This window comes from Pandoraea oxalativorans (genome assembly GCF_000972785.3).
Lineage (GTDB): Bacteria > Pseudomonadota > Gammaproteobacteria > Burkholderiales > Burkholderiaceae > Pandoraea > Pandoraea oxalativorans.
This window is the reverse complement of the sequence record NZ_CP011253.3, coordinates 1,369,929-1,389,554: the sequence shown is the minus strand read 5'-3', so window position 1 is coordinate 1,389,554 and position 19,626 is coordinate 1,369,929. Positions and strand designations below refer to the sequence as shown.

At 65.6% G+C, this 19,626-nt stretch carries 17 protein-coding genes; 9 read left to right on the top strand and 8 right to left on the bottom strand.

Features of this window, described 5'->3' with window-relative positions:
* Window positions 1–21: 21 nt before the first annotated feature.
* Both MB84_RS06350 and MB84_RS06345 read right to left on the bottom strand, forming a co-directional pair.
* Window positions 22–4,305, bottom strand: coding sequence for a translocation/assembly module TamB domain-containing protein (locus MB84_RS06350; protein ID WP_052653015.1), 4,284 nt, complete (start codon window positions 4,303–4,305; stop codon window positions 22–24).
* Window positions 4,305–6,059: an autotransporter assembly complex protein TamA gene (locus MB84_RS06345; protein ID WP_084010008.1), complete on the bottom strand. Its 1,755-nt coding sequence runs from the start codon at window positions 6,057–6,059 to the stop codon at window positions 4,305–4,307. The genes MB84_RS06350 and MB84_RS06345 overlap by 1 nt, the downstream gene beginning before the upstream one ends.
* Window positions 6,060–6,451: 392 nt before the next feature.
* Between MB84_RS06345 and MB84_RS06340 the strand changes: the two genes are divergently transcribed.
* The 4 genes from MB84_RS06340 (at window position 6,452) to panD (ending at window position 9,211) form a co-directional block, all read left to right on the top strand.
* Complete coding sequence (locus MB84_RS06340) at window positions 6,452–6,634, top strand: DUF3460 family protein (RefSeq protein WP_046291158.1); 183 nt, start codon at window positions 6,452–6,454, stop codon at window positions 6,632–6,634.
* Between the two features lie 330 nt (window positions 6,635–6,964).
* Window positions 6,965–7,792: a segregation and condensation protein A gene (locus tag MB84_RS06335; RefSeq protein WP_046293484.1), complete on the top strand. Its 828-nt coding sequence runs from the start codon at window positions 6,965–6,967 to the stop codon at window positions 7,790–7,792.
* Window positions 7,793–7,799: 7 nt separating this feature from the next.
* Complete coding sequence (panC, locus tag MB84_RS06330) at window positions 7,800–8,636, top strand: pantoate--beta-alanine ligase (protein ID WP_046291157.1); 837 nt, start codon at window positions 7,800–7,802, stop codon at window positions 8,634–8,636.
* A gap of 152 nt (window positions 8,637–8,788) precedes the next feature.
* A complete protein-coding gene (gene panD, locus MB84_RS06325) occupies window positions 8,789–9,211 on the top strand; it encodes an aspartate 1-decarboxylase (protein WP_046293483.1) in 423 nt (140 codons plus the stop codon).
* An 82-nt stretch (window positions 9,212–9,293) separates the two neighbouring features.
* On the opposite strand, the gene MB84_RS06320 is transcribed toward panD, so the two are convergent.
* On the bottom strand, window positions 9,294–9,917 hold the full coding sequence (locus tag MB84_RS06320) for a ParA family protein (RefSeq protein WP_046291156.1): 624 nt from the start codon (window positions 9,915–9,917) through the stop codon (window positions 9,294–9,296).
* A gap of 141 nt (window positions 9,918–10,058) precedes the next feature.
* Window positions 10,059–11,585 carry a cobyric acid synthase gene (locus tag MB84_RS06315; RefSeq protein ID WP_046291155.1) on the bottom strand — a complete coding sequence of 509 codons (1,527 nt, stop codon included), beginning with the start codon at window positions 11,583–11,585 and terminating at the stop codon, window positions 10,059–10,061.
* Window positions 11,586–11,625: 40 nt separating this feature from the next.
* On the opposite strand from MB84_RS06315, the gene cobU reads away from it, so the two are divergent.
* The 5 genes from cobU (at window position 11,626) to MB84_RS06290 (ending at window position 16,350) form a co-directional block, all read left to right on the top strand.
* A complete protein-coding gene (gene cobU / locus MB84_RS06310; RefSeq protein ID WP_046291154.1) occupies window positions 11,626–12,192 on the top strand; it encodes a bifunctional adenosylcobinamide kinase/adenosylcobinamide-phosphate guanylyltransferase in 567 nt (188 codons plus the stop codon).
* A gap of 21 nt (window positions 12,193–12,213) precedes the next feature.
* Window positions 12,214–13,194, top strand: a complete 981-nt coding sequence (gene cbiB / locus MB84_RS06305; protein ID WP_046291153.1) for an adenosylcobinamide-phosphate synthase CbiB — start codon at window positions 12,214–12,216, stop codon at window positions 13,192–13,194.
* Window positions 13,195–13,211: 17 nt separating this feature from the next.
* Entirely contained in the window at window positions 13,212–14,294 is a 1,083-nt protein-coding gene (cobD, locus tag MB84_RS06300) for a threonine-phosphate decarboxylase CobD (RefSeq protein WP_046291152.1), read from the top strand.
* A gap of 229 nt (window positions 14,295–14,523) precedes the next feature.
* Complete coding sequence (locus MB84_RS06295) at window positions 14,524–14,730, top strand: hypothetical protein (protein ID WP_046291151.1); 207 nt, start codon at window positions 14,524–14,526, stop codon at window positions 14,728–14,730.
* Window positions 14,731–15,393: 663 nt separating this feature from the next.
* Window positions 15,394–16,350, top strand: a complete 957-nt coding sequence (locus MB84_RS06290; RefSeq protein WP_245725494.1) for a cobalamin-binding protein — start codon at window positions 15,394–15,396, stop codon at window positions 16,348–16,350.
* Between the two features lie 97 nt (window positions 16,351–16,447).
* Here MB84_RS06290 and cobC read toward each other — a convergent pair whose 3' ends face one another.
* The 4 genes from cobC to cobO are packed head-to-tail and all read right to left on the bottom strand — an operon-like array spanning window position 16,448 to window position 19,617.
* Entirely contained in the window at window positions 16,448–17,059 is a 612-nt protein-coding gene (cobC, locus tag MB84_RS06285) for an alpha-ribazole phosphatase family protein (RefSeq protein WP_046291150.1), read from the bottom strand.
* Window positions 17,050–17,901, bottom strand: coding sequence for an adenosylcobinamide-GDP ribazoletransferase (locus MB84_RS06280; protein ID WP_084009632.1), 852 nt, complete (start codon window positions 17,899–17,901; stop codon window positions 17,050–17,052). Before MB84_RS06280 ends, cobC begins: the two co-directional genes overlap by 10 nt.
* A gap of 28 nt (window positions 17,902–17,929) precedes the next feature.
* On the bottom strand, window positions 17,930–19,009 hold the full coding sequence (cobT, locus tag MB84_RS06275) for a nicotinate-nucleotide--dimethylbenzimidazole phosphoribosyltransferase (RefSeq protein WP_046291149.1): 1,080 nt from the start codon (window positions 19,007–19,009) through the stop codon (window positions 17,930–17,932).
* Window positions 19,010–19,047: 38 nt separating this feature from the next.
* Window positions 19,048–19,617 carry a cob(I)yrinic acid a,c-diamide adenosyltransferase gene (cobO, locus tag MB84_RS06270; protein ID WP_046293480.1) on the bottom strand — a complete coding sequence of 190 codons (570 nt, stop codon included), beginning with the start codon at window positions 19,615–19,617 and terminating at the stop codon, window positions 19,048–19,050.
* Between the last annotated feature and the right edge of the window lie 9 nt (window positions 19,618–19,626).

Genomic DNA, 19,626 nt, shown 5'->3' with positions numbered 1-19,626 from the left:
CAACGTACCGATGTCACTGCATCAGTCGAAGCGCCGGTTAAAGAGCACGTCGAAGCCGGACAGCGAACCGGTGCGCAGCGCCAGTTGCCAGCGGCGCGACACCTGCCACGTGATTTTTACGATACTCGCAGCACTTGTCAGACTTTGTTCGTATCCCAACGAGAAGTTGTCCGAGATCGCCTTGCCGAGCTTGACGACCTGCTCGTCGTCCGCCAGCCCGGAATCGCTGGTGCCGATACTGAACTCGTCGATCCCCAGATCCTTGATGATGCGCTTGCCGCCCGTGGCACCGAGCAGCGCCGTAGCCGCCCCCGCCATCGCCTGACGCTGGCCGAGTCCTGCGCCATCCGGCCCATGCCCGAACATCAGCCACGACAGCTTCTCTTCGTCGGACACATTCGGCTCGGAGACGAGCGTCACGCGCGGCTGACGCACCGTGCCCGTCACCAACACGCCGGCCGCCACTTCCTGATTGCGGCGCATCGCCTGAATGTAGATGTCCGGGTTGCCCAGCGGGCCGACGAAATTGATCTGCCCTCGCTCGATGGCCAGCTTGCGGTCAAACGCTTCGTACGTGCCTTCCGCCACCGTGATCGTGCCGGTGCCGCGCATCGGTGTGAGGGGATCGCTTTGCACGCGCATACTGCCGCGCAACAGCAGGTCGGCGCCGGCGCCCACGAAGCGGAAGTCGCGGCCCAGATTCACTTCGACGTTGATGTGCGGCGAGAACTGACTGGCTGGCTTCTCGCTGATGCGCGCCGCCTCCTCCTTCGGATCGAGCGGCTTGGCCCGTGCCTGAGCGCCGCCGCGCACAACCACGACGTCGTCGCTCAACTTCGGCGCGGTCGTGGGCGGCAACGCGAAACGCGCGCGGTCCACGGTGAAGCTGCCGTTCACGGCCATCGATTCGCCGCTGCCCGTGGCCTTGGCCTCGCCCGTGAGCGACAACTGACGGTCCGGTGCGGCGAACAACTGTAATTTGTCCGCGGCGAGTGTGATAGCGAGCGTCGGCTCCGGTGTGTCGAGACGGATATTGCCCGTCGCGCGCGCCGTGCCTCCGCCACCGCCGGTCACGACCACGTCGCGCAGCACGATCTCGGTCGGCATAAGCGCGATGCGCATCTTGCCGTCCTTCACGCTCACGCCCGTGTCGAACATCTGTACCGAAAGATCGTCGGCCGTCAGTTCCCCGGTCGGACGCGGCTTTGCCACCGTGCCCGCCAGCGCCACCTGCAAGTTGGCTCGGCCCTTGAAGGCGAACTGTGCACCGGCGAGGTCTTCGAACTTGGAGAGATTCGGAATGGCGACGGCGATACGGCCGGTGAGCGGCGCATCGTCCGGTACCTCCGGAATGCCGTCCTGCACGCGCAGTCCGGTTTGCACATCGGCGTCGAGCGTGCCGACCAGCGAGGACACGGCCTTGAGCGTCGTGCGCGCCGACTGCCCCGACAGATCGATACGCGTGCGCAACTCGGAGATGCCAAGCGGCACGCGCGCGCCCACCCCGCCCTTCTCTGCGCTCAGGCCGGGGACACCTGTTACCGTCACCTTGACGTGATCGTTCACGCCACTGCGACGCAGCGTGACATCGCCGCTGCGACGCACGATTTCCACGAAGCCGTCCGCGCGCTGACCGGCGCTTACATTCCACTTGCCGTCGAGCACGAGGTCGCTGGCAATCGGCGGCACCTCGCCGGTGAACGAATGCACGACACGCAGCACCTGCGCGACGTCCAGCGTGTCGATCGTGCCCGCTGTCTTCAGTTGCCCCCCGCCGTAATCGAAGTTCGCGAGCGAGAGCGCACCGGCCCCCGTCACAAGCTTCGCCGCACCGAGATGCACGCGCTGCGCGCTCGCTTCGATCTGCCAGGGCGAGGCGAGACCCAGCTTCGGCACGCCACGATTTTCGAGCGTCTGGATCGTGCCCTTCCACCCCGGCTTGCCGCCGGTGTTGGTCACGGCCCCCGAAGCGTCGAGATTCATGTCAAGCGGTGCTTCGCGCAACTTCCCAGCCGCCTTCAGGTGCAGTGTGTGCGCACCGCGCGTGCCCGCTAACGCCAGCGACAGCTTGTCGAGTCGCGCGACGCTGCCGGCGAAGCCCTGCCCATCGAGCGTCACGTTCAGACGGTCGCCCGCGACGCCGGGGAAACCGCCGCTGACATCCACCTTACCGGCCAGATGCGCCAGCTTTTGCGCGCCGAACACGAGGTTGTCGGCGGCAAGGGTTGCGGCAACCACTGGACGCTCCATCGTGCCCGAGACCTGACCGTCCAGTTGCAGACGGCCTGCCAGACCGAAGCCCAGCTTGTCGAGCGACGGCGCGTCGACGTTTACTGCCATCTTGTCGCCGGGCGCACCGAAGCTGCCGCGCAAGACGACCTTGTTCCCCGCCACGAGCAGGTTCGCATCGCTCGGCAACAAGCGCGTGCCCGCCAGCTTCACCGTGCCTGCACCGCTCATCGGCAAGTCGGCATAGACGCTGTCCTGCAATGCGAACTTCAGCGCCAGACCGAAATCGGGGCGCAACGCGCCCTGTGCATCGAACAGACCGGTGACGCTGGCGACCGGGGTCTTTGCCCCAGGCTTTTGCGGACCGTAAAGGTCGTACCAGGCGGCAGGATCGAAACGCGTCAGCCTGATCTGTGCCTTGTAAGCACCTGTGTCGCCATTTTCCAGCACGCCTGTCGCGGCGACCTTGCCGTGTCCCGCATCGAGCGACAGCGCATGAATCGTGGTGCCCTTTGCGTCGAGACCGACGTCGGCGAGGACTCGGCGGGCCGCGTCGCGCCAGTCGAGCGCGATGCGCTGGCCGTTCGCGTCGAGCTTGACGTCGAGCGGGCCGCCCAGCTTCGTCGCGGGCAGCTTGCCGTACAGCGCGCGCAGGTCGAGGTCGCGCATCGTGAAAGCGAAGCCGCCGACGCTCGCTTCGGCATCGGCCGTGGTGTCGTTCGCGCCCGCAGCAGCGCTTGCGGTACTGGCTACGCTTGCGGAAGACGTCGCCGGGGTTGCAGGCGCGGGTGCGCTTGCCGTCACCGACACCTTCTCGCGTCGCAACTCGCCGCTACCGGTCAGCACGGCGCGACCTGCGAGTTTCAACTCGATACCCGTGAATGCCTGACGCGTCGCATCCAGCAACACTTGCGTGCGCAAACTGTCCACCGGTAGCCAACCTGCATCGATCGCGCCGGGCTTCGCGTTGGTCACCGACACCGGCCCCAGCACGCGGAATTCCTTGGCCCCCGGTTGCGGCCGCAAGTCGGCCTGCACGGCGAGGTCCGCCTGCGGCGCGCCCGGTGCGAAATCGCGCGGGTTGACGTGATCGAGCGCAATCTGCGCGCGCGAGAGCGGCACCGGACCGAACGGCGACGCAGCGATGTGCGCCGTCCCGTTCAGCTTCTCGCCGCTTGCCGTCAGGTCGACGACAAGAGCGTCGAGCGAGCCGGACAAATCGGCCTTGAGCGCGACGGGAATCTCACCCGCCTTCGCCTGCAATCCAACGTTGCCGTTCAGTGCAAACGGCCGCTGCCCGTTCAGTTGCAGATTGGCCAGCGCTTCGCCATACGGCGTGCCGAGATGCCCGATCTGCACCGTGTGCTGCGTGCCGTCGCTTCGACCTGCGACGCGAATGTCTTCGAGCACGAGTGCAGGCGAGTGCAGCGTGAGCTTCGCCACGCGCACGTCGTTCAGCGTCAATCCCAACGGCAGGCGCAGGCTTGTCGGCATCGTCGTTGGCGTGTTCGACGGCGGCGACGGCGCGAAAGCCAGATCCACATCCCCCGCATGGAGCTTGTCGACGGTGAAATGCAGCGGACTCAGGCCGAGATTCCAGCGGCTTTCGAGTCGGCTGACGGTGATGCGGGTCGCACCATCCACGTAGCGCATGTCGTTGAGCGTGAAACCGTGCAACACGCTGCCGCTGCGCCATTCGCCAGCGAGCTTACCGCCGAGCGTGGAGACGGCCGTCTGCCATAGCCAGCGGCTGCCGCGCTCGCTCGACATCGCCCACACCAACGCGCCGATGGCCAGTACGAGGATCAGCAGCAGCGCGAGGACGATGCCCGCGAGCGCGCGTCCCCAGCGTCGGCGCCGTGGCGGCGGCGGTGGTGTCGACGCGTTACCCGGCGGCGCGCTACCACCACCGTCCGTGCCCTGCACGCCGGGGTGCACTAAAGTGGGTTCCGCGGGTTCCGTGGGTTCGCGTCCGGCGTCCGGTGCGCCGTGGCCCCGCTGCCCCCGTTGCCCCACACTGCGAACATGGATCATGGCGGTCGTCGGCATCAGCGTATCGAGCAGCATCTTCATCATCAGAAGGCCACCCCCAGCGAGATCGACGGACGGAAGCGCCGGTCATGCACGCCATATCCGAGATCGAGGTTCACCGGGCCGACAGGGCTGCGCCAGCGCACCCCCAAACCGACACCGTGATACAGCGGTGTGGGATGCCGGTAGTCGTCGGTCGCCGTGCCCACGTCCCAGAACACCGCGCCGCCCCAGTCGCGCGTGACCCAGCGCTGATATTCGAGGCTTGCCGTCGCGAGGTACTTCGTCGGGAAGGTCGTGCCGTTCTGCTGACGGCCGATGCTCTGATACGTGTAGCCGCGAATCGACGACGTGCCACCCGCGAAGAACAGCAGCGACGACGGAATCCGGTTGCTGTTGCCGTTCGTCAGCACCGCCCCGAGTTCGAGGCGCGCCAGTACGCGATCGCGCTGTCCGACCGGGAAGTACTGGCGAATCCGGCCGTAGAGCCGCGCGAAACTCTGATCGGTCAGCAGCGGCTTTGCGGCGAAGCCGAGCTGCGTGTTGATGATGTTGCCCTTGCGCGGAAAGATCAGGTCGTCGACGTCGCGACGGTTCCACGAGAACGCAGGTACGAGTGCCTTGTTGAGGAAACGCTCGCCACCGTCCGGACGCTCGTCGGTACGATAGAAGTCCAGCGTGTACGCCCAGTCGTAGCGCTCGCGCGAGCGCGCACGCTTGATGCCGACCTGCGTCGAGCGCTGATCGAGACCGTTCAGATACGTGCGGTCGAACGACCCGCGCAGGCTGTTGGTGTACGCGCTCTCGTCAGGCGGCATGCCGATTTCGGCGTAGCCGCCCTGCCGATACTGTTCGAGACGCGCTTGCGAATCGAACGTCCACGCCTTGCCGAACAGGTTGTAGTACGAGTAGCGCCCGTTGATGCTCGCGCCGGTGTCCGTCGTATAACCGACACCGCTTTGTACACGGTGCTCGGGGAATTCGCGCACTTTCACTTCCACCGGCGCGAGCTCGGCCTTCGCCGGGTCTTCCGTCACCGAAATGATCACATTGGAAAAGTACGGCGTCGCCTGAATCTGGCGTTGCAGTTCCTGCAAGCGGTCGGCGTCGAAGGCCTCGCCCTCGGACAACGGATTGACGTTGCGGATGATCTGCGCGGGATAGCGGCGCGTGCCGGTGATCACCAGCGGCCCGAGCGTGAACGGCGGGCCGCTCTCGTAGGTCGCGGCGAGCGAGGCGGCGTCGTTGTCGGCGTCGACGACGGCGCGTGAGAACGTCATCTTCGCGGCGTGGTAACGCTTCTGTCCCAGCTGGAACAGGGTGTCGTTCTTCGCCTTGTCCCAGTCGGGCTGGCGAAACGGGGCGTCTGCGGGCAACTCCCAGGCATTGCGCAGTTGCTCGACGCGCTGCGGATCCTGCTCGGCGACCGGGCCGGTGAACTTGAGATCGACGTCTTTGATGTGCGTACGGGGGCCCGCCTCGACCTTGATGTCGACATCGCGTTTGCCGTTGACGGTCGCGACATCCACATGGGTGACGGGCGAGAAATAACCCTCCGTCGACGTCAACTCCTGGACCTGCTCGCCGATGGTGGCCACGATGTGCTCGAACTGGGCCTCGCCGATGTCGTCGCGCGACGCGTAGCGCACGACGTCGAGGTTGTCCTTCAGGAGCTTGGCGATTTCTTTGGGCGCGTCGACGCGCACCCGATAGTCGGCTTGCGCCAGACCGGGTGCGCACAGGCCGCAAGCCAGCGCCGTCAGACTCGCCAGTCGGGTGGCCGGGTGGCGAACGCGCAGGAAATGCTGGAGTGAACGTACTAATGAACGAACTAAAGGGCGTACTGAAATGCGCACGCCAAAGCGACGGCCAGCGTCGTGTCCGGATTTGATCTGCGAGACGGTCAAAACCTTCCTTGAAAATATCGCCGCCGGTGGTCCGGCGTGCCGTGTGGAGTGCTCAAACGCACGATGCCCGCCAGCATGGCACAACGAGACACCGCGCATTGCGTACGTGAGTCGTATTTGAACATATCCGGAAGTGCGGTTCACCCATACAGCGTAAATTCGGGCAAATCGCCCAAAACGCCGAAACACCGAAACACCGAACGGCGACGGGTTTGCGGTAGAATCTGCGTCGATTGGCACCGTCTCGACGGCGCCGCTTTTGCCTATTTTTCAAGCAATCGACCATGTACGAGTCCGACATCACCCAATTCATCAAGCAACTCAAGACTGAGAAGCCGACCCTGGAAGCGGAGCAACGCAAGGGCCGCGCCCTGCTGTGGGACAAGCAACCGATTGATATGGAAGAGCGCAGCCGCGCCCAGCAATCGCGTGTGGCCCAACAGCCGTACGTCTACCAAAGCGAGTAAATCGCCGTTCTCCGGCCGAGTTCCCCATTGAATCCGAGTACGCCCGACGATCCGTCGTTCACGCCCGACCCGATCCCCGAGATCGCGCCGGTGCCTGAGCACGTCGATCCCGTGGCGAGCGGTGCTGCCGACCACGCGCCGCACGATGGCCGAAACGACGGTTCGCGCGAGATTCCGGCCCAAAGCGGTTCAGTCGAGACGAGCGCGGTCGACACGGATGCGGCCGAGGCGGACGCGGCAGACGCCGCCGCCCCCGAAGACGCAACCGGCGAAGCGGCGCCCGTTGCAACGTCGCGCCCGGCCGGTGGCGCCGGCAGTTCGGCCACCGAACTGCCCACCCCGCACGACGGGCAGGACTCCACGCCCGATACGGTCGACGGTGTCGCGCGCGCACGTCTGTATGGCGAGCCGCTGTTCGCTCTGCCGAACGATCTCTACATCCCGCCGGACGCCCTCGAGATCTTCCTGGAAGCCTTCGAAGGCCCGCTCGACTTGTTGTTGTATCTGATCCGCAAGCAGAACTTCAACGTGCTCGACATCCCGATGGCGCAGGTGACGAAGCAGTACCTGCTCTATGTGGAACAGATCCGCCGGACCAATCTGGAACTGGCGTCCGAGTATCTGCTGATGGCGGCGATGCTCATCGAGATCAAGTCGCGCATGCTGCTGCCGGTGAAGAAGGCCGACACCGGCGAGGAAGCGGAAGATCCACGCGCCGAACTGGTCCGTCGTCTGCTGGAGTACGAGCAGATGAAGCTCGCTGCGCAAAAGCTCGATACGCTGCCGGTGCTCGGTCGCGACTTCCTGCGCTCGCAGGTCTACATCGAGCAAAGCCTTCAGCCGCGCTTTCCCGATGTGGACGCCGAAGACCTGCGCGCCGCGTGGGCCGAGGTGCTGCGTCGCGCCAAGCTTGTTCAGCATCACAAGATTTCTCGCGAAGAACTGTCGGTGCGCGAGCACATGAGCCAGATTCTGCGACGTCTGCAAGGCGCACGTTTCATGGAGTTCACCGAACTCTTCGACGTGACGCGCGGCGTGCCGGTAGTGGTGGTCAACTTTATCGCCATGCTCGAACTCACGCGCGAGTCGCTGCTGGAGATCACGCAGGCCGAGCCGTTTGCGCCGATCTACGTCCGCCTGACTTACACCCCAAACTGAGCGCCCCATGAAAGTCATCCCCTCGATTCACGAACTGCGCGACCAACTGCGCGGACAGAATCGCGTCGCCTTCGTGCCCACAATGGGCAATCTGCACGAAGGCCACCTCTCGCTCATGCGACTCGCTCGCCAGCACGGCGATCCGGTCGTGGCCAGCATCTTCGTGAACCGTCTGCAATTCGGGCCGAACGAGGACTTCGACAAGTACCCGCGCACGATGATGGACGACATCGAGAAGCTCACGCGCGAGAACGTCTACGTGCTGTTCGCGCCGGACGAGAAGGAGATGTACCCGGAGCCGCAGGAATACCGCGTCGAGCCGCCGCACGATCTGGGCGACATTCTCGAAGGCGAGTTCCGCCCCGGCTTCTTCAAGGGCGTATGCACGGTCGTGACCAAGCTGTTCTCGTGTGTGCAGCCGCGCGTGGCCGTGTTCGGCAAGAAGGATTACCAGCAACTGATGATCGTGCGCAGCATGTGCCGTCAGTTCGCCCTGCCCATCGAAATCATTGCCGCCGAGACGGTGCGCGCCGACGACGGCCTCGCGCTGTCCTCGCGCAATCGCTATCTGTCGGACGCGGAGCGCGCAGAAGCGCCGCAACTGTATCGCTTGCTGAGTGAAATCCGCGACACCGTGAACGGTGGCAGCACCGACTACGCGGCGCTCGAAGCGTCGGCCATGAAGACGCTGACCGAACGTGGCTGGAAGCCGGACTACGTGTCGATTCGCCAGCGCGCCAATCTGCGCGTGCCCGCCCCCGGCGCGGCACCGGCGCAAAGCCTCGTGGTGCTCGCTGCGGCCAAGCTGGGCGCAACGCGTCTGATCGACAATCTCGAAATTTGAGCGCCGGGCCCGCCGCGCACGGTCCCACGACCGGCGCGACGGGCTCCAGGCGCAAGCCGTGCGCGTGTCGGCACCTCGCCGATTCCGCGCGCACATTCTTCGTCGCGCAGCGTGCGCGGCATCGCAACACATCGCAACACAAGAGGCACGCCATGTACCGCACCATGCTCAAGTCGAAGATCCACCGCGCCACCGTAACGCATTGCGAATTGCATTACGAAGGCTCGTGCGCGATCGACGAAAACCTGCTCGAAGCCTCGGGCCTTGTCGAAAATGAGCAAATCGACATCTTCAACGTCAACAACGGCGAACGTTTCACGACCTACGCCATTCGCGGCGAGCGCGGCAGCGGCATGATCTCGCTCAACGGCGCGGCCGCACGTCGCGCGCAGCTCGGCGACATCGTGATCATTGTGTCGTACGCACAAGTCGAGGAAAAGGAAGTGCTGGCCGGCTTCAAGCCCAAGCTGGTGTTCGTCGACGAGAAGAACGCGCAGAAAGGCGAGCGCGATCACGTGCCCCTGCAACCGTGGGAAGAAACCCGCGCCTTCGAAGCCGCTCAAGCCGCGAAGTAAGGCGACGCGCCGAACATCGGCGCGCCCCAATGAAAAGGGACCTGCGGGTCCCTTTTTTCTCACTGTGACCACGCAGACCGGGTCACTTCGCCACAAATGCGGTGATGCCATCCCACTGCGGCAGATCGCGCTCGACGCGCCCCGGCGCGACATCCCACAACGTCAGTCCGTGCGCGGCGAGCTGCACGTAGTTCTGCGTGTTGCGCAGCATGCCGAGCACCGGCAGGCCCGCCTCCTCGCAGTAGCGCGAGAGCTGATCGGCCGCCCGGGTGCGGGCGTCCACACGCATCCCCACCACCCCGATGCGCACGTCGCCCTGCCGCACCGCCTTTTCTTCGCCCAGCTTCTGAAGAAAATCGCGCGTGGCGAGAATATCGAAGATCGATGGCTGCAACGGCACCAGAACGTGGTCCGCGAGCTTGAGAATCGAATCGAGACGCTTGCCGTGCAGGCCTGCGGGCGTGTCGAGCACCGCGTGCGTCGTGCCCTTGGGGGGACGCGCCACCTCGTTGTGGTCGACATCCCAGGTGGCAATCGGTCGCAGCGCGGGCGGACGCAGTCCCAGCCAGGCGCGCGAGGACTGCTGACGATCCGTGTCGCCCAGCATGACGGCATGGCCCTGCGCGGCGAGATAGCCCGCCAGATTCGTTGCCAGCGTGCTCTTGCCCACGCCACCCTTTGGATTCGCCACCACAATCACCGGCATTGCAGACTCCCCGAGGTCGATTTTCGCCAATAGTACAACGGGGCGATGACGGTGCTGCTTGCGCCGGGTCGGGTCGAGTCCCGGCCGGGCCTCGGCACGTCGTCCGGACGCACGCGAGCGTCAAGGCAACCGGCCGTCCCACTACCGCAGACAGGCCCACACGCGCGCTAAATCCAGATGCTCGGCAAATGAGTCGGCCAACCGGTCGAGCGACGCCTCGCGCAGCGCGTTGTAGTCCTGCACCGCCAGATCGCGTGCGCCCGCCCAGGCGAGCAGCGCTTGCAGTGCCTCGGGGGTGTCGAACAGGCCGTGCAGATACGTCCCCATGACCTGATCGTCGGCAGAGCGGGCGCCGTCGGCGACCGGGCCTCGACCTTGTACACCGTGTTCGCCGCCGTCCAGCCAGACAGCGGGACGCGCAAGCGCCGCCCCGCGCGTCACCCCCATGTGGATCTCGTAGCCGTTCACCGGCGCGTCGCCTGCGGTGAGACGTCCGGTCACCACGCGCAGTTGCTTTTGCGTCTGCATGGTGGTCTCGATCTCCAGCCAGCCAAGGCCAGTGGTCGTGCCCGCATCGCCTTCTAACCCAAGCGGGTCGTGAATCGCAGCCCCCAGCATCTGCAAACCGCCGCAGATCCCCAGCACTTTGCCACCATAGCGAAGATGCCGCGCTATCGCCGACTCCCACCCTTGCGCGCGCAACCACGCGAGATCGGCGCGCACGTGCTTGCTGCCGGGCAAGATCACCAGATCGCTGGCGGGCCACGCCTCGCCCGCACCGACATAACGGAAATCGACTTGCGGATGCGCACGCAGGGCGTCGAAATCGGTGTGATTGCTGATGCGCGGCAAGGCGGGCACGGTGACGCGCAGACGCGTCTCGCCGCTCGCGGCCTTGTGACGCTCGCCAGGCAGCATGTCCTCGCCGTCGAGATGCAGCCCGTGCAGGTACGGCAACACGCCCAGCACCGGGACGCCCGTCTTCGTCTCCAGCCAGTCCAGCCCGCTGGTGAGCAGCGACGGATCGCCGCGAAAGCGATTGATGACGAAACCCTTGATACGTGCACGTTCGGTGTCCGACAGACACGCGAGCGTGCCGATCAACTGCGCGAAAACACCTCCCCGGTCGATGTCGGCGACGAGCAGCACCGGCGCATCGACCGCCTCCGCGAAGCCCATGTTCGCGATGTCGCGCGCGCGCAGGTTCACCTCGGCCGGACTGCCCGCGCCCTCGACCAGCACCGCGTCGTACTCCGTGCGCAGACGCTCGTACGCAGCCAGCACCGCCGCCATCGCGCGCGGCTTGTACTCGTGATACGCACGCGCATCGAGATCGGCCACGACCTTGCCGCCGATGATGACCTGTGCGCCCCGGTCGCTGCTCGGCTTGAGCAGCACGGGATTGAAGTCGGTATGCGGGGCGATGCCTGCCGCTTGCGCCTGCAACGCCTGTGCGCGTCCGATCTCGCCGCCGTCGGCCGTCACGGCACTGTTGAGCGCCATGTTCTGCGGTTTGAAGGGCGCGACACGCACACCCTCGCGATACAGCAGACGGCACAGTCCGGCGACGACCGTGCTCTTGCCTGCATCCGACGACGTCCCCTGAATCATCAGGGTGCCGCGACGCGGGTTGGCAGGCGCTTCGAATTTGACAGGGATTTCACTCATGACGCGGATTATCGCATCGGGCGCTCGTACAATATCCGCCATGACCGACCTCGTTCCGAACACTCCCGATCTCACCTTCGTACTCGGCGGCGCGCGCTCCGGCAAGAGTGCGTTTGCCGAACGTCTCGCCACGCAGAGCGGCCTGCCCGTGACCTATGTCGCGACGGCCGCCGTGACCGGCGAGCCCGAGATGCAGGCACGCATTGCGCACCACCGGGCGAGCCGTCCGGGGCATTGGGAAACGGTGGAGGCCGGACGCGAACTGGCGCGCACGCTGCGGGAAGTCGCGCGGGACGGCCATTGCGTGCTTGTCGACTGTCTGCCGCTGTGGCTGGCGGGTTGGCTATGCCCGCCGGACGATCATCCCGACGGACCCGCGACGGATACACAGTGGCAGAGCGTCGTCGACACGCTCGTGCAAACGCTGCTGTCGCTACCCGGCAAGATCGTCGTCGTCAGCAATGAAATCGGTCTGGGCGTGATCCCGATGGGCTCGGTCACGCGGCGTTACGTCGATGAACTGGGACGTCTCAATCAGCGTGTTGCCGCATTGTCGCCGCATGTGCGTTTCGTCGTCGCCGGGCTACCGATGGCCGTCAAGGGATAAGAGAAAAGGAGTCACTCGCCGATGCTCACAGGACTCGCACCCGAATCGCTTTGGCTCGCCGCATTGATCGGCGTGTTGCTCGACGCCTGGCTCGGCGAGCCGCGGCGCTGGCACCCGCTGGTCGGCTTCGGTTATATCGCCAACGGCGTGGAGGCATGGCTCAACGATCCCGAAGTGCGCGACAAGCCGTTCAGCGCCATGACACGTGGCGCGTGGGCGTGGTGCATCATGCTCGTGATTCCGGTACTGATCGCGTGGGCGCTGACGTTCCTGCCGGGCTGGGGCGGCGTCGTCTGGCAAGCGCTGGCGTTGTACGCGGCGCTCGGCGCCCGCAGTCTGCGCGAACACGTCATGCCCATTGCCCACGCCCTGCGCGAGGGCGATCTGACCCAGGCACGCGCCCTCACGGCACGCATCGTCTCGCGCGATACGGAAGACGCTAATGCCTCCGATCTCGCGCGCGCCGCCGTCGAATCCACGCTGGAGAACGGCAACGACGCCATCTTCGGCGCGCTCTTCTGGTTCGCGATTGCCGGTGCGCCCGGCGTCGTGCTGTTCCGTCTGGCCAATACGCTCGACGCGATGTGGGGCTATCGCACCGACAAGTTTCTGTTCTTCGGCCGACCGGCAGCGCGCATCGACGACGTCCTCAACTGGATTCCCGCGCGATTGACGGCGGCGAGCTACGCGATTTTCGGCGACGTTGCGCGCGCCATCGATTGCTGGCGCACGCAGGCCAGCGCCTGGTCCAGCCCCAACGCCGGTCCTGTGATGGCCGCGGGTGCGGGCAGCCTCGGCGTTCAGCTCGGCGGCCCGGCGCGATATCACGGCGAGTGGGAGACGCGTCCGCCACTTGGCTGCGGTATGGAACCCTGCGCACAACACATCAAGGCCGCGTGGCGGCTGATCTCGCGTTCCATGTGGATGTGGCTGATCGTCACCGGCGCGCTGGCGCTGTTCGCCGCGTCGCAGGCCGATGCCATGCCCACCCCATTGCTGTAACCCGCTTTCCGATCGTCATGTCTGCATCACCCGCCGCAACCGCACCGTTACCCTCGTCGTCTCCCTGCGACGCCCCACGCCACGGTGGCAATCTCGGCGAAGCCATTCGCCGGTTTGGCCGTCCTCGCGAAGACTGGCTGGATCTGTCGACCGGCATCAATCCGGTGGGGTATCCGGTGCCGATGCCACCGCCGCGTGTCTGGCGCGATCTTCCCGACGCCTTCGACGACCTGCTCGACGTGGCCGCCCGCTACTACGACGTGCCGGTGGAAACCGTCGTGCCCTGCGCCGGGTCGCAGGCGGTCATCCGCGCGCTGCCCGCGCTGCTTCGGCCGGGACGCGTCGCCGTCGCCTCGCTCACTTACAGCGAGTACGCACCGGCGTTCGCGCACGCCGGACACACGCTCGTCTCGTGGCTCGGACCGGAAACGGGCTTGCCGGATGTCGACTACCTCGTCTGGGCCAACCCAGACAATCCGACGACGCGAACCGTCTCACGAGAGACACTCGCCCAATGGCAAGCACAACTGGCCGCGCGCGGCGGCATGCTGATCGTCGACGAAGCCTTTGCGGACGTCTGCCCCGACACGTCGATGACGCCTCACGCAGGCGAAGACGGCCTCGTCATCCTGCGCTCGGTCGGCAAGTTCTTCGGATTGGCAGGGATCCGTGCGGGCTTCGCGTTGTGCCCACAAGGGCTTGGCAACCGTCTGACCGAACGGCTCGGTGCATGGACGGTCAGCGGCCCGGCAAGGTTCGCAGTGCGAGCGGCCCTGAGCGACATGGCGTGGCAACGTACGACGCGGGAACGTTTGTTGCACGAAGGTGAACGACTGTTATCGCTGTTGCGCGACCAGCGATGGCCGACGGTTGGCACACCGCTATTTGCCTGGACGCCACACGTGCTTGCGCCGCAATGGCACGCGCAACTGGCTGAACAAGGCATATGGACGCGCCTGTTCGATGCACGTCCGATCTCGTCGGCGGATGGCGTCCAAACGACGCCCAGCCTGCGTCTGGGCTTGCCCGCGACCGAAGACGAATGGCAGCGGCTGGCGGGCGCGCTGTCGGCGCTGCGTCCCGGATTCCGTCCTAAATGACGCTTTCGGGAACTGCCACGGACCGGACCCATCCAATTTTTTCGTTATGCTTCCGAACGGGGTGCACGTTGCCGAGGGACCGCTTACGCAGTATTAAACGACGGGGGTTCCTGCCGTTTTCGTTACAAATTGAAGCATTTCTGCAACAAATGCACACAGTCATCGCCGACAGGCGCCGCTAGACTGAAGGTTCTTTCGCAAGGGCTTTCCCAATTAAAAGGACGACCAAATGAAAAAACTGCCGCTGTTGCTCGCCACGCTTCTGACCGCCACTGTTGTGACGGTGGGTTGCTCCAAGAAGGAAGACCAACCGGCCGCTCCGGCTGCCGACACGACTGCGCCGGCGCCGGCCACAGCCAGCGATGCAGGCGGTGGCGCAATGAGCGCCCCGGCGTCGGACGCAGGCGCTACGGCCCCCGCTCCGGCATCGAACTAACGCCGTGCGGTAGCTCGGTCGTTGCCGTGGACTCCGGACCATCGTGCAATGCACCGAGTTACCGGGTGCCGCCCCGTTTCAGTAACGTGTTAGCTGTGCTCCAGTAACGTTCCCGTCACTTCCGGCACCGCGTTAAACACTGCGCCCCCTGAACGCTTCAGCGTCAGGGGGCGCAGTCGTTTCCAGTCGCTTCGGTCGACGCAGGCGTGCCGAAGGCCTGAATCGACGTGTTACCTCACGACTGCCACACCGGCGTCGAGGACACCATAAGCTTGCACTTTGCTAGTGCTCGTCGCACTGGTTCCCGAACCGGCCCCGCCACCCGGCGCAGCGCACCCCGCGAGCATCGCGACCACCATAAGCGCCGCAGCGCCCACTATTGCCATGTTTCGTTTCACCACGTCGACTCCTTCGGTTCGTTCCGGCACGGCTGGCTTGCCGCCGAATGCCTCGCATCATTCGACAGCCGTTGCGTGACATCGGTTCGCACGACAGTCTTTCAAACGCTTGTCGCCGCGCCCCAACCCGCAGAGAATGGCGAGTCCGTGGCGGGAATGATCTCATTTTTCGACGTTTCCTTTGTCGACGCGTCTCGCGTCTTGCACCTCGCACCCGCCAGCCCTTACACCCCTTCGCTTCGCGCTCATCGAACGCATCGCACCCATGTCGCTGATATCGCTGCCCCGCCCGGCCATGCTCACCCGTCTTCGCGTTCAGACACTTGCCCTCGCCTTCGCCTGCCTCGCAGGTGCGCCCTTGTCCAGTGCGCACGCCGCCGTCTCCGTAAAGGACGACTCCGGCGCGACCGTCACGCTGCCCGCCCCGGCGCAGCGCGTGGTCAGTCTGTCGCCGCACGCCACGGAGTTGCTGTTCGCCGCTGGCGCGGGCGACAAGGTCGTGGGGGTCGTGAAGTACTCCGACTATCCGGAAGCGGCGCAGCGCCTGCCGCATGTGGGCGACAACAGCGCACTCGATCTCGAACGCATTCTCGCGCTCAAGCCCGACCTGCTCGTCGTGTGGATGCACGGCAACTCGCAGCGTCAGGTCGAGGCGCTGCGTCAGTTGAAGTTGCCCGTTTTCTATTCGGAGCCGAAGCATCTGACCGATCTGCCTGCGGCCATCGAGACGCTCGGCACGCTGATGGGCACGCCTGCAAAAGCCAAGGAATCCGCAGAGGCTTTGCGCGCGCGTTATGAGGCGTTGCGCAAGCAATATGCGTCGCGCGCGCCGGTGCCGGTGTTCTATCAGGTGTGGACGCAACCGCTCATGACGCTGAACGGCACGCATATGGTGAGCGATGTAATCCGCCTGTGCGGTGGCGTGAATGTCTTCGCGGACGAACCGGCGCTCGTGCCGCGCGTGTCCATCGAAGCCGTGCTCGCCAAAGCGCCGGAAGCGATGTTTACCGCCACACCCGGGGCGACCAAGTCCGACAAGCCGCTGGCGACGCTGGATAACTGGCGCAAGTGGCCGCAACTGCCGGCCGTCGCGCACAATAATCTGTTCGGCATCGACGGCGACCTCATCAACCGTCCCAGCCCGCGCATTCTCGACGGCGCGCGCACGATGTGCGAAGACCTCGATATCGCACGGTCGCGTCGCACAACCGCAGCGAAGTGACGTCGTCGCAGACGACATCGCGCGCGATGAGGCAAGGCTCGGACGCACACCGATCGCGACAAATAGCGTCAGAGCGTCGTAACGCAGCGTCGGGCGTCTAACCGTTCCAGCGAATCAACCGTGCCTGACCATCGTCGGCGATACGTAAATGGCAGATGCCGCCGAAGTCGAGCGTCCATGACAGGCATGCCGTCGTCGGCAGGCGCAGCGCGGTCGCCGTGTGCAGCCGAATGGGACCCGCGTGCGCCACAGCGACATGGACGGCGTTCTTCTCTGCATGTCCATCGGGCGGGTCTGTGCGCAATCCTCTCGCCCACGCGTCCACGCGCACCGCGATGTCCCGCGCCGACTCGCCACCCGGCGGCGAGAAGCCCGAGACGTCGTTCGCCCACGCCTCCAGATCGTGACGATCGATGGCGTCCCACGACCGCATTTCCCACGCCCCGAAATCCATCTCGGCCAGCCTTGTATCCTGCGTCACCCGCAGCCCGAACGACGCCGCCAGGACGTCCGCCGCACGACGCGCGCGTTGCAGGGGACTGCTGTGGATGGCGACGGGCGTCCGGCCATTGAGTAATGCCACGAGCCTCGTTTGCATCGACGACACGCTCGCGTCGAAACGAGAGACGTCGACCGGCAGGTCCGTCCGCCCATAGCAGACGTTCGACGCAACATCGGGTGGCGGATGACGCACCAGAATCAGATCCATGCGCACACCGTGAGATAAAGCGCCAGCTCGCCGAGTTGCTGCGCGAAGCCGAGCGTATCGCCGGTGTAGCCGCCGAGGCGTCGGCGCAGATAGCGGATGAACGCCGCACGCAACGCGATCAGGACCACCACGCCTGTCACACCGGCACGCCAATCCGGCCACCCCCACCACGGCGCGCTGCATAGTACGCCGAACATCAGTCCGGCGAGACTCAGCCGTTGCGCCACCGGCTTCGCCTTGCCTTCGGGGCGTACGTAGTCGAGGGCGCGCAGCAGACTGATTGCCATGCTGCGACTCGCCGCATGCGCGCCGATCAGCACCACGGCAAAGCCGCTCCACCCCACCGACGCCTGAATGTCGACGAGCGCCTGCCACTTGATTGCCAGCGCCAGCCACAGCGCCACAGCGCCGTAAGTCCCGATGCGCGAATCGTGCATGATCTCCAGCACGCGCTCGCGCTCGAACGCCCCGCCGAAAGCGTCGACGGAATCGGCCAGACCGTCTTCGTGAAATGCCCCCGTGAGCAGCACGCTCACGCCGAGCCCCAGCGCGATGGCGAGATGCGGCGACCAGACGTGTCCCGTCGCCACCGTCAGCAACGCCACCAGCGCACCGACGAACACGCCGACGAGCGGGAAATAGCGCGTCGCAGCGTTCAGTTGCTCGGGCGAGTAACCGACCCACTGCGGAATCGGCACACGTGTGAAGAATCCGAGCGCGGTAAGGAACAAGCGCAACTGTCCCCGGCATCCGCAGAACGAGGCCCGTGCGCGATCCCGCACCACCGGCACGCGCGGCTGCGGTGCAGTGTCGTCGGACGGATCTGGGGCGGAGGTCGTCATTCTTGAGTCGTCTCGTACTCAGTCGAGGTCATTCGCGATCGCTCACGCCCGCGCCTTCGAACGTCGCCATCTCGCGCAGGAACGCCGCAGCCGCCTGAATCAACGGCATCGCGAGCGCCGCGCCCGTGCCTTCGCCGAGACGCAGCCCCAGGTGCAGCAGCGGTTCTGCCCCCAGCGCCTCGAGCATGGCGCGATGCCCCGTTTCATCCGAGGCGTGCGCGTACACGCAGTAATCGAGCACCGCAGGCGCGACGCGCGCGGCGACCAGCAGTGCCGACGTGCTGATGAAACCGTCGACCACGATCACAAGGCCGAGCTTCGCGGCAGCGAGATACGCGCCGGTCATCATCGCGATCTCAAAGCCGCCGAAGGTCGCAAGCGTTTCAAGCGGGTCGGGCGTGTCAGGCGGAGCACCGGTCGCCGGATGCGCAGCCAGCGCACGCTCAAGCACGGCCGTCTTGCGGGCGAGCCCCGCGTCGTCGACCCCCGTGCCACGGCCGACGCAGTCCGCGAGCGGTCGTCCCGTCAGACGTTGCATCAGACACGCGGCGGCCGACGTGTTGCCGATGCCCATCTCGCCGAAGCCGACCATGCGCGTGCCGCGCGACGCATGCGCCACCACACGCGCAGCCCCGGCGGCAAGCGCCGTCTCCAGTTGCTCGCGCGTCATGGCGGGCACATCGACGAAGTTTTGCGTGCCGCGCGCGACGGGAATGTCCACGAGCGACGCATGGGCCGGAAAGTCCGCCGCCACGCCCGCATTGATCACTTCCATCTCGATGCCGCCTGCGCGACAGAAGACGTTGATGGCCGCACCACCGCGCAGGAAGTTGAGCACCATTTGCGCCGTCACGGCTTGCGGATAGGGACTCACGCCTGCGGCCACCACGCCATGATCGCCCGCGAACACCAGCATCGCGGGACGCGTGAGCTCCGGCGTCGCGCTCTGCTGAATGCGACCGATCCGGTGGGCCACGCGCTCCAGCGCGCCGAGACTGCCGGGCGGCTTCGTCTTGATGTCGATGGCATGCTGAAGTGCGGCATCCATGGCCGTCGATGGCGCGGCGATGTCGAAGAGTTCTGCCAGCAAGGGGCTGAATGCGGTCATACGGGAACGTCCTGAAACGATGAGCAGTGAGACTGGAATTACATTTCGACGCCGGGCTGCGCGCGGATGCCGTCGGCAAACGCGTGCTTCACGGGCGTCATGTCGGTGACGGTGTTGGCCGCATCGATGAGCGCCTGCGGCGCGCCACGGCCGGTGATGACCACGTGCTGCATCTCCGGGCGCGCCTGCAAGTCCGCGATCACCGTGTCCACGTCGAGATAGCCGAGCTTGAGCGCAATGTTCAGTTCGTCGAACAACACCAGACCGAAGGATGCATCCTGCAACATGCGGCGTGCCTGTTCCCACGCCGCTTCGGCCTTGGCGATATCGCGTGCGCGATCCTGCGTCTCCCACGTGTAGCCTTCGCCCATCACGTAGAACTCGCATTCTTCGGGGAAGCGACGCAGAAATTTCTCCTCGCCCGTGGGAATGGCCCCCTTGATGAACTGCACGACGCCCGTCTTCATGCCGTGCCCCATCGCACGCACGACCATGCCGAAGCCCGAGCTGGATTTGCCCTTGCCGTTGCCGGTCGTAATGACGATCACGCCGCAGTCGCGCTGCGCTTTCTCGATCTTCTCGTCGACGACCGCCTTTTTGCGCACCATGCGCGCGCG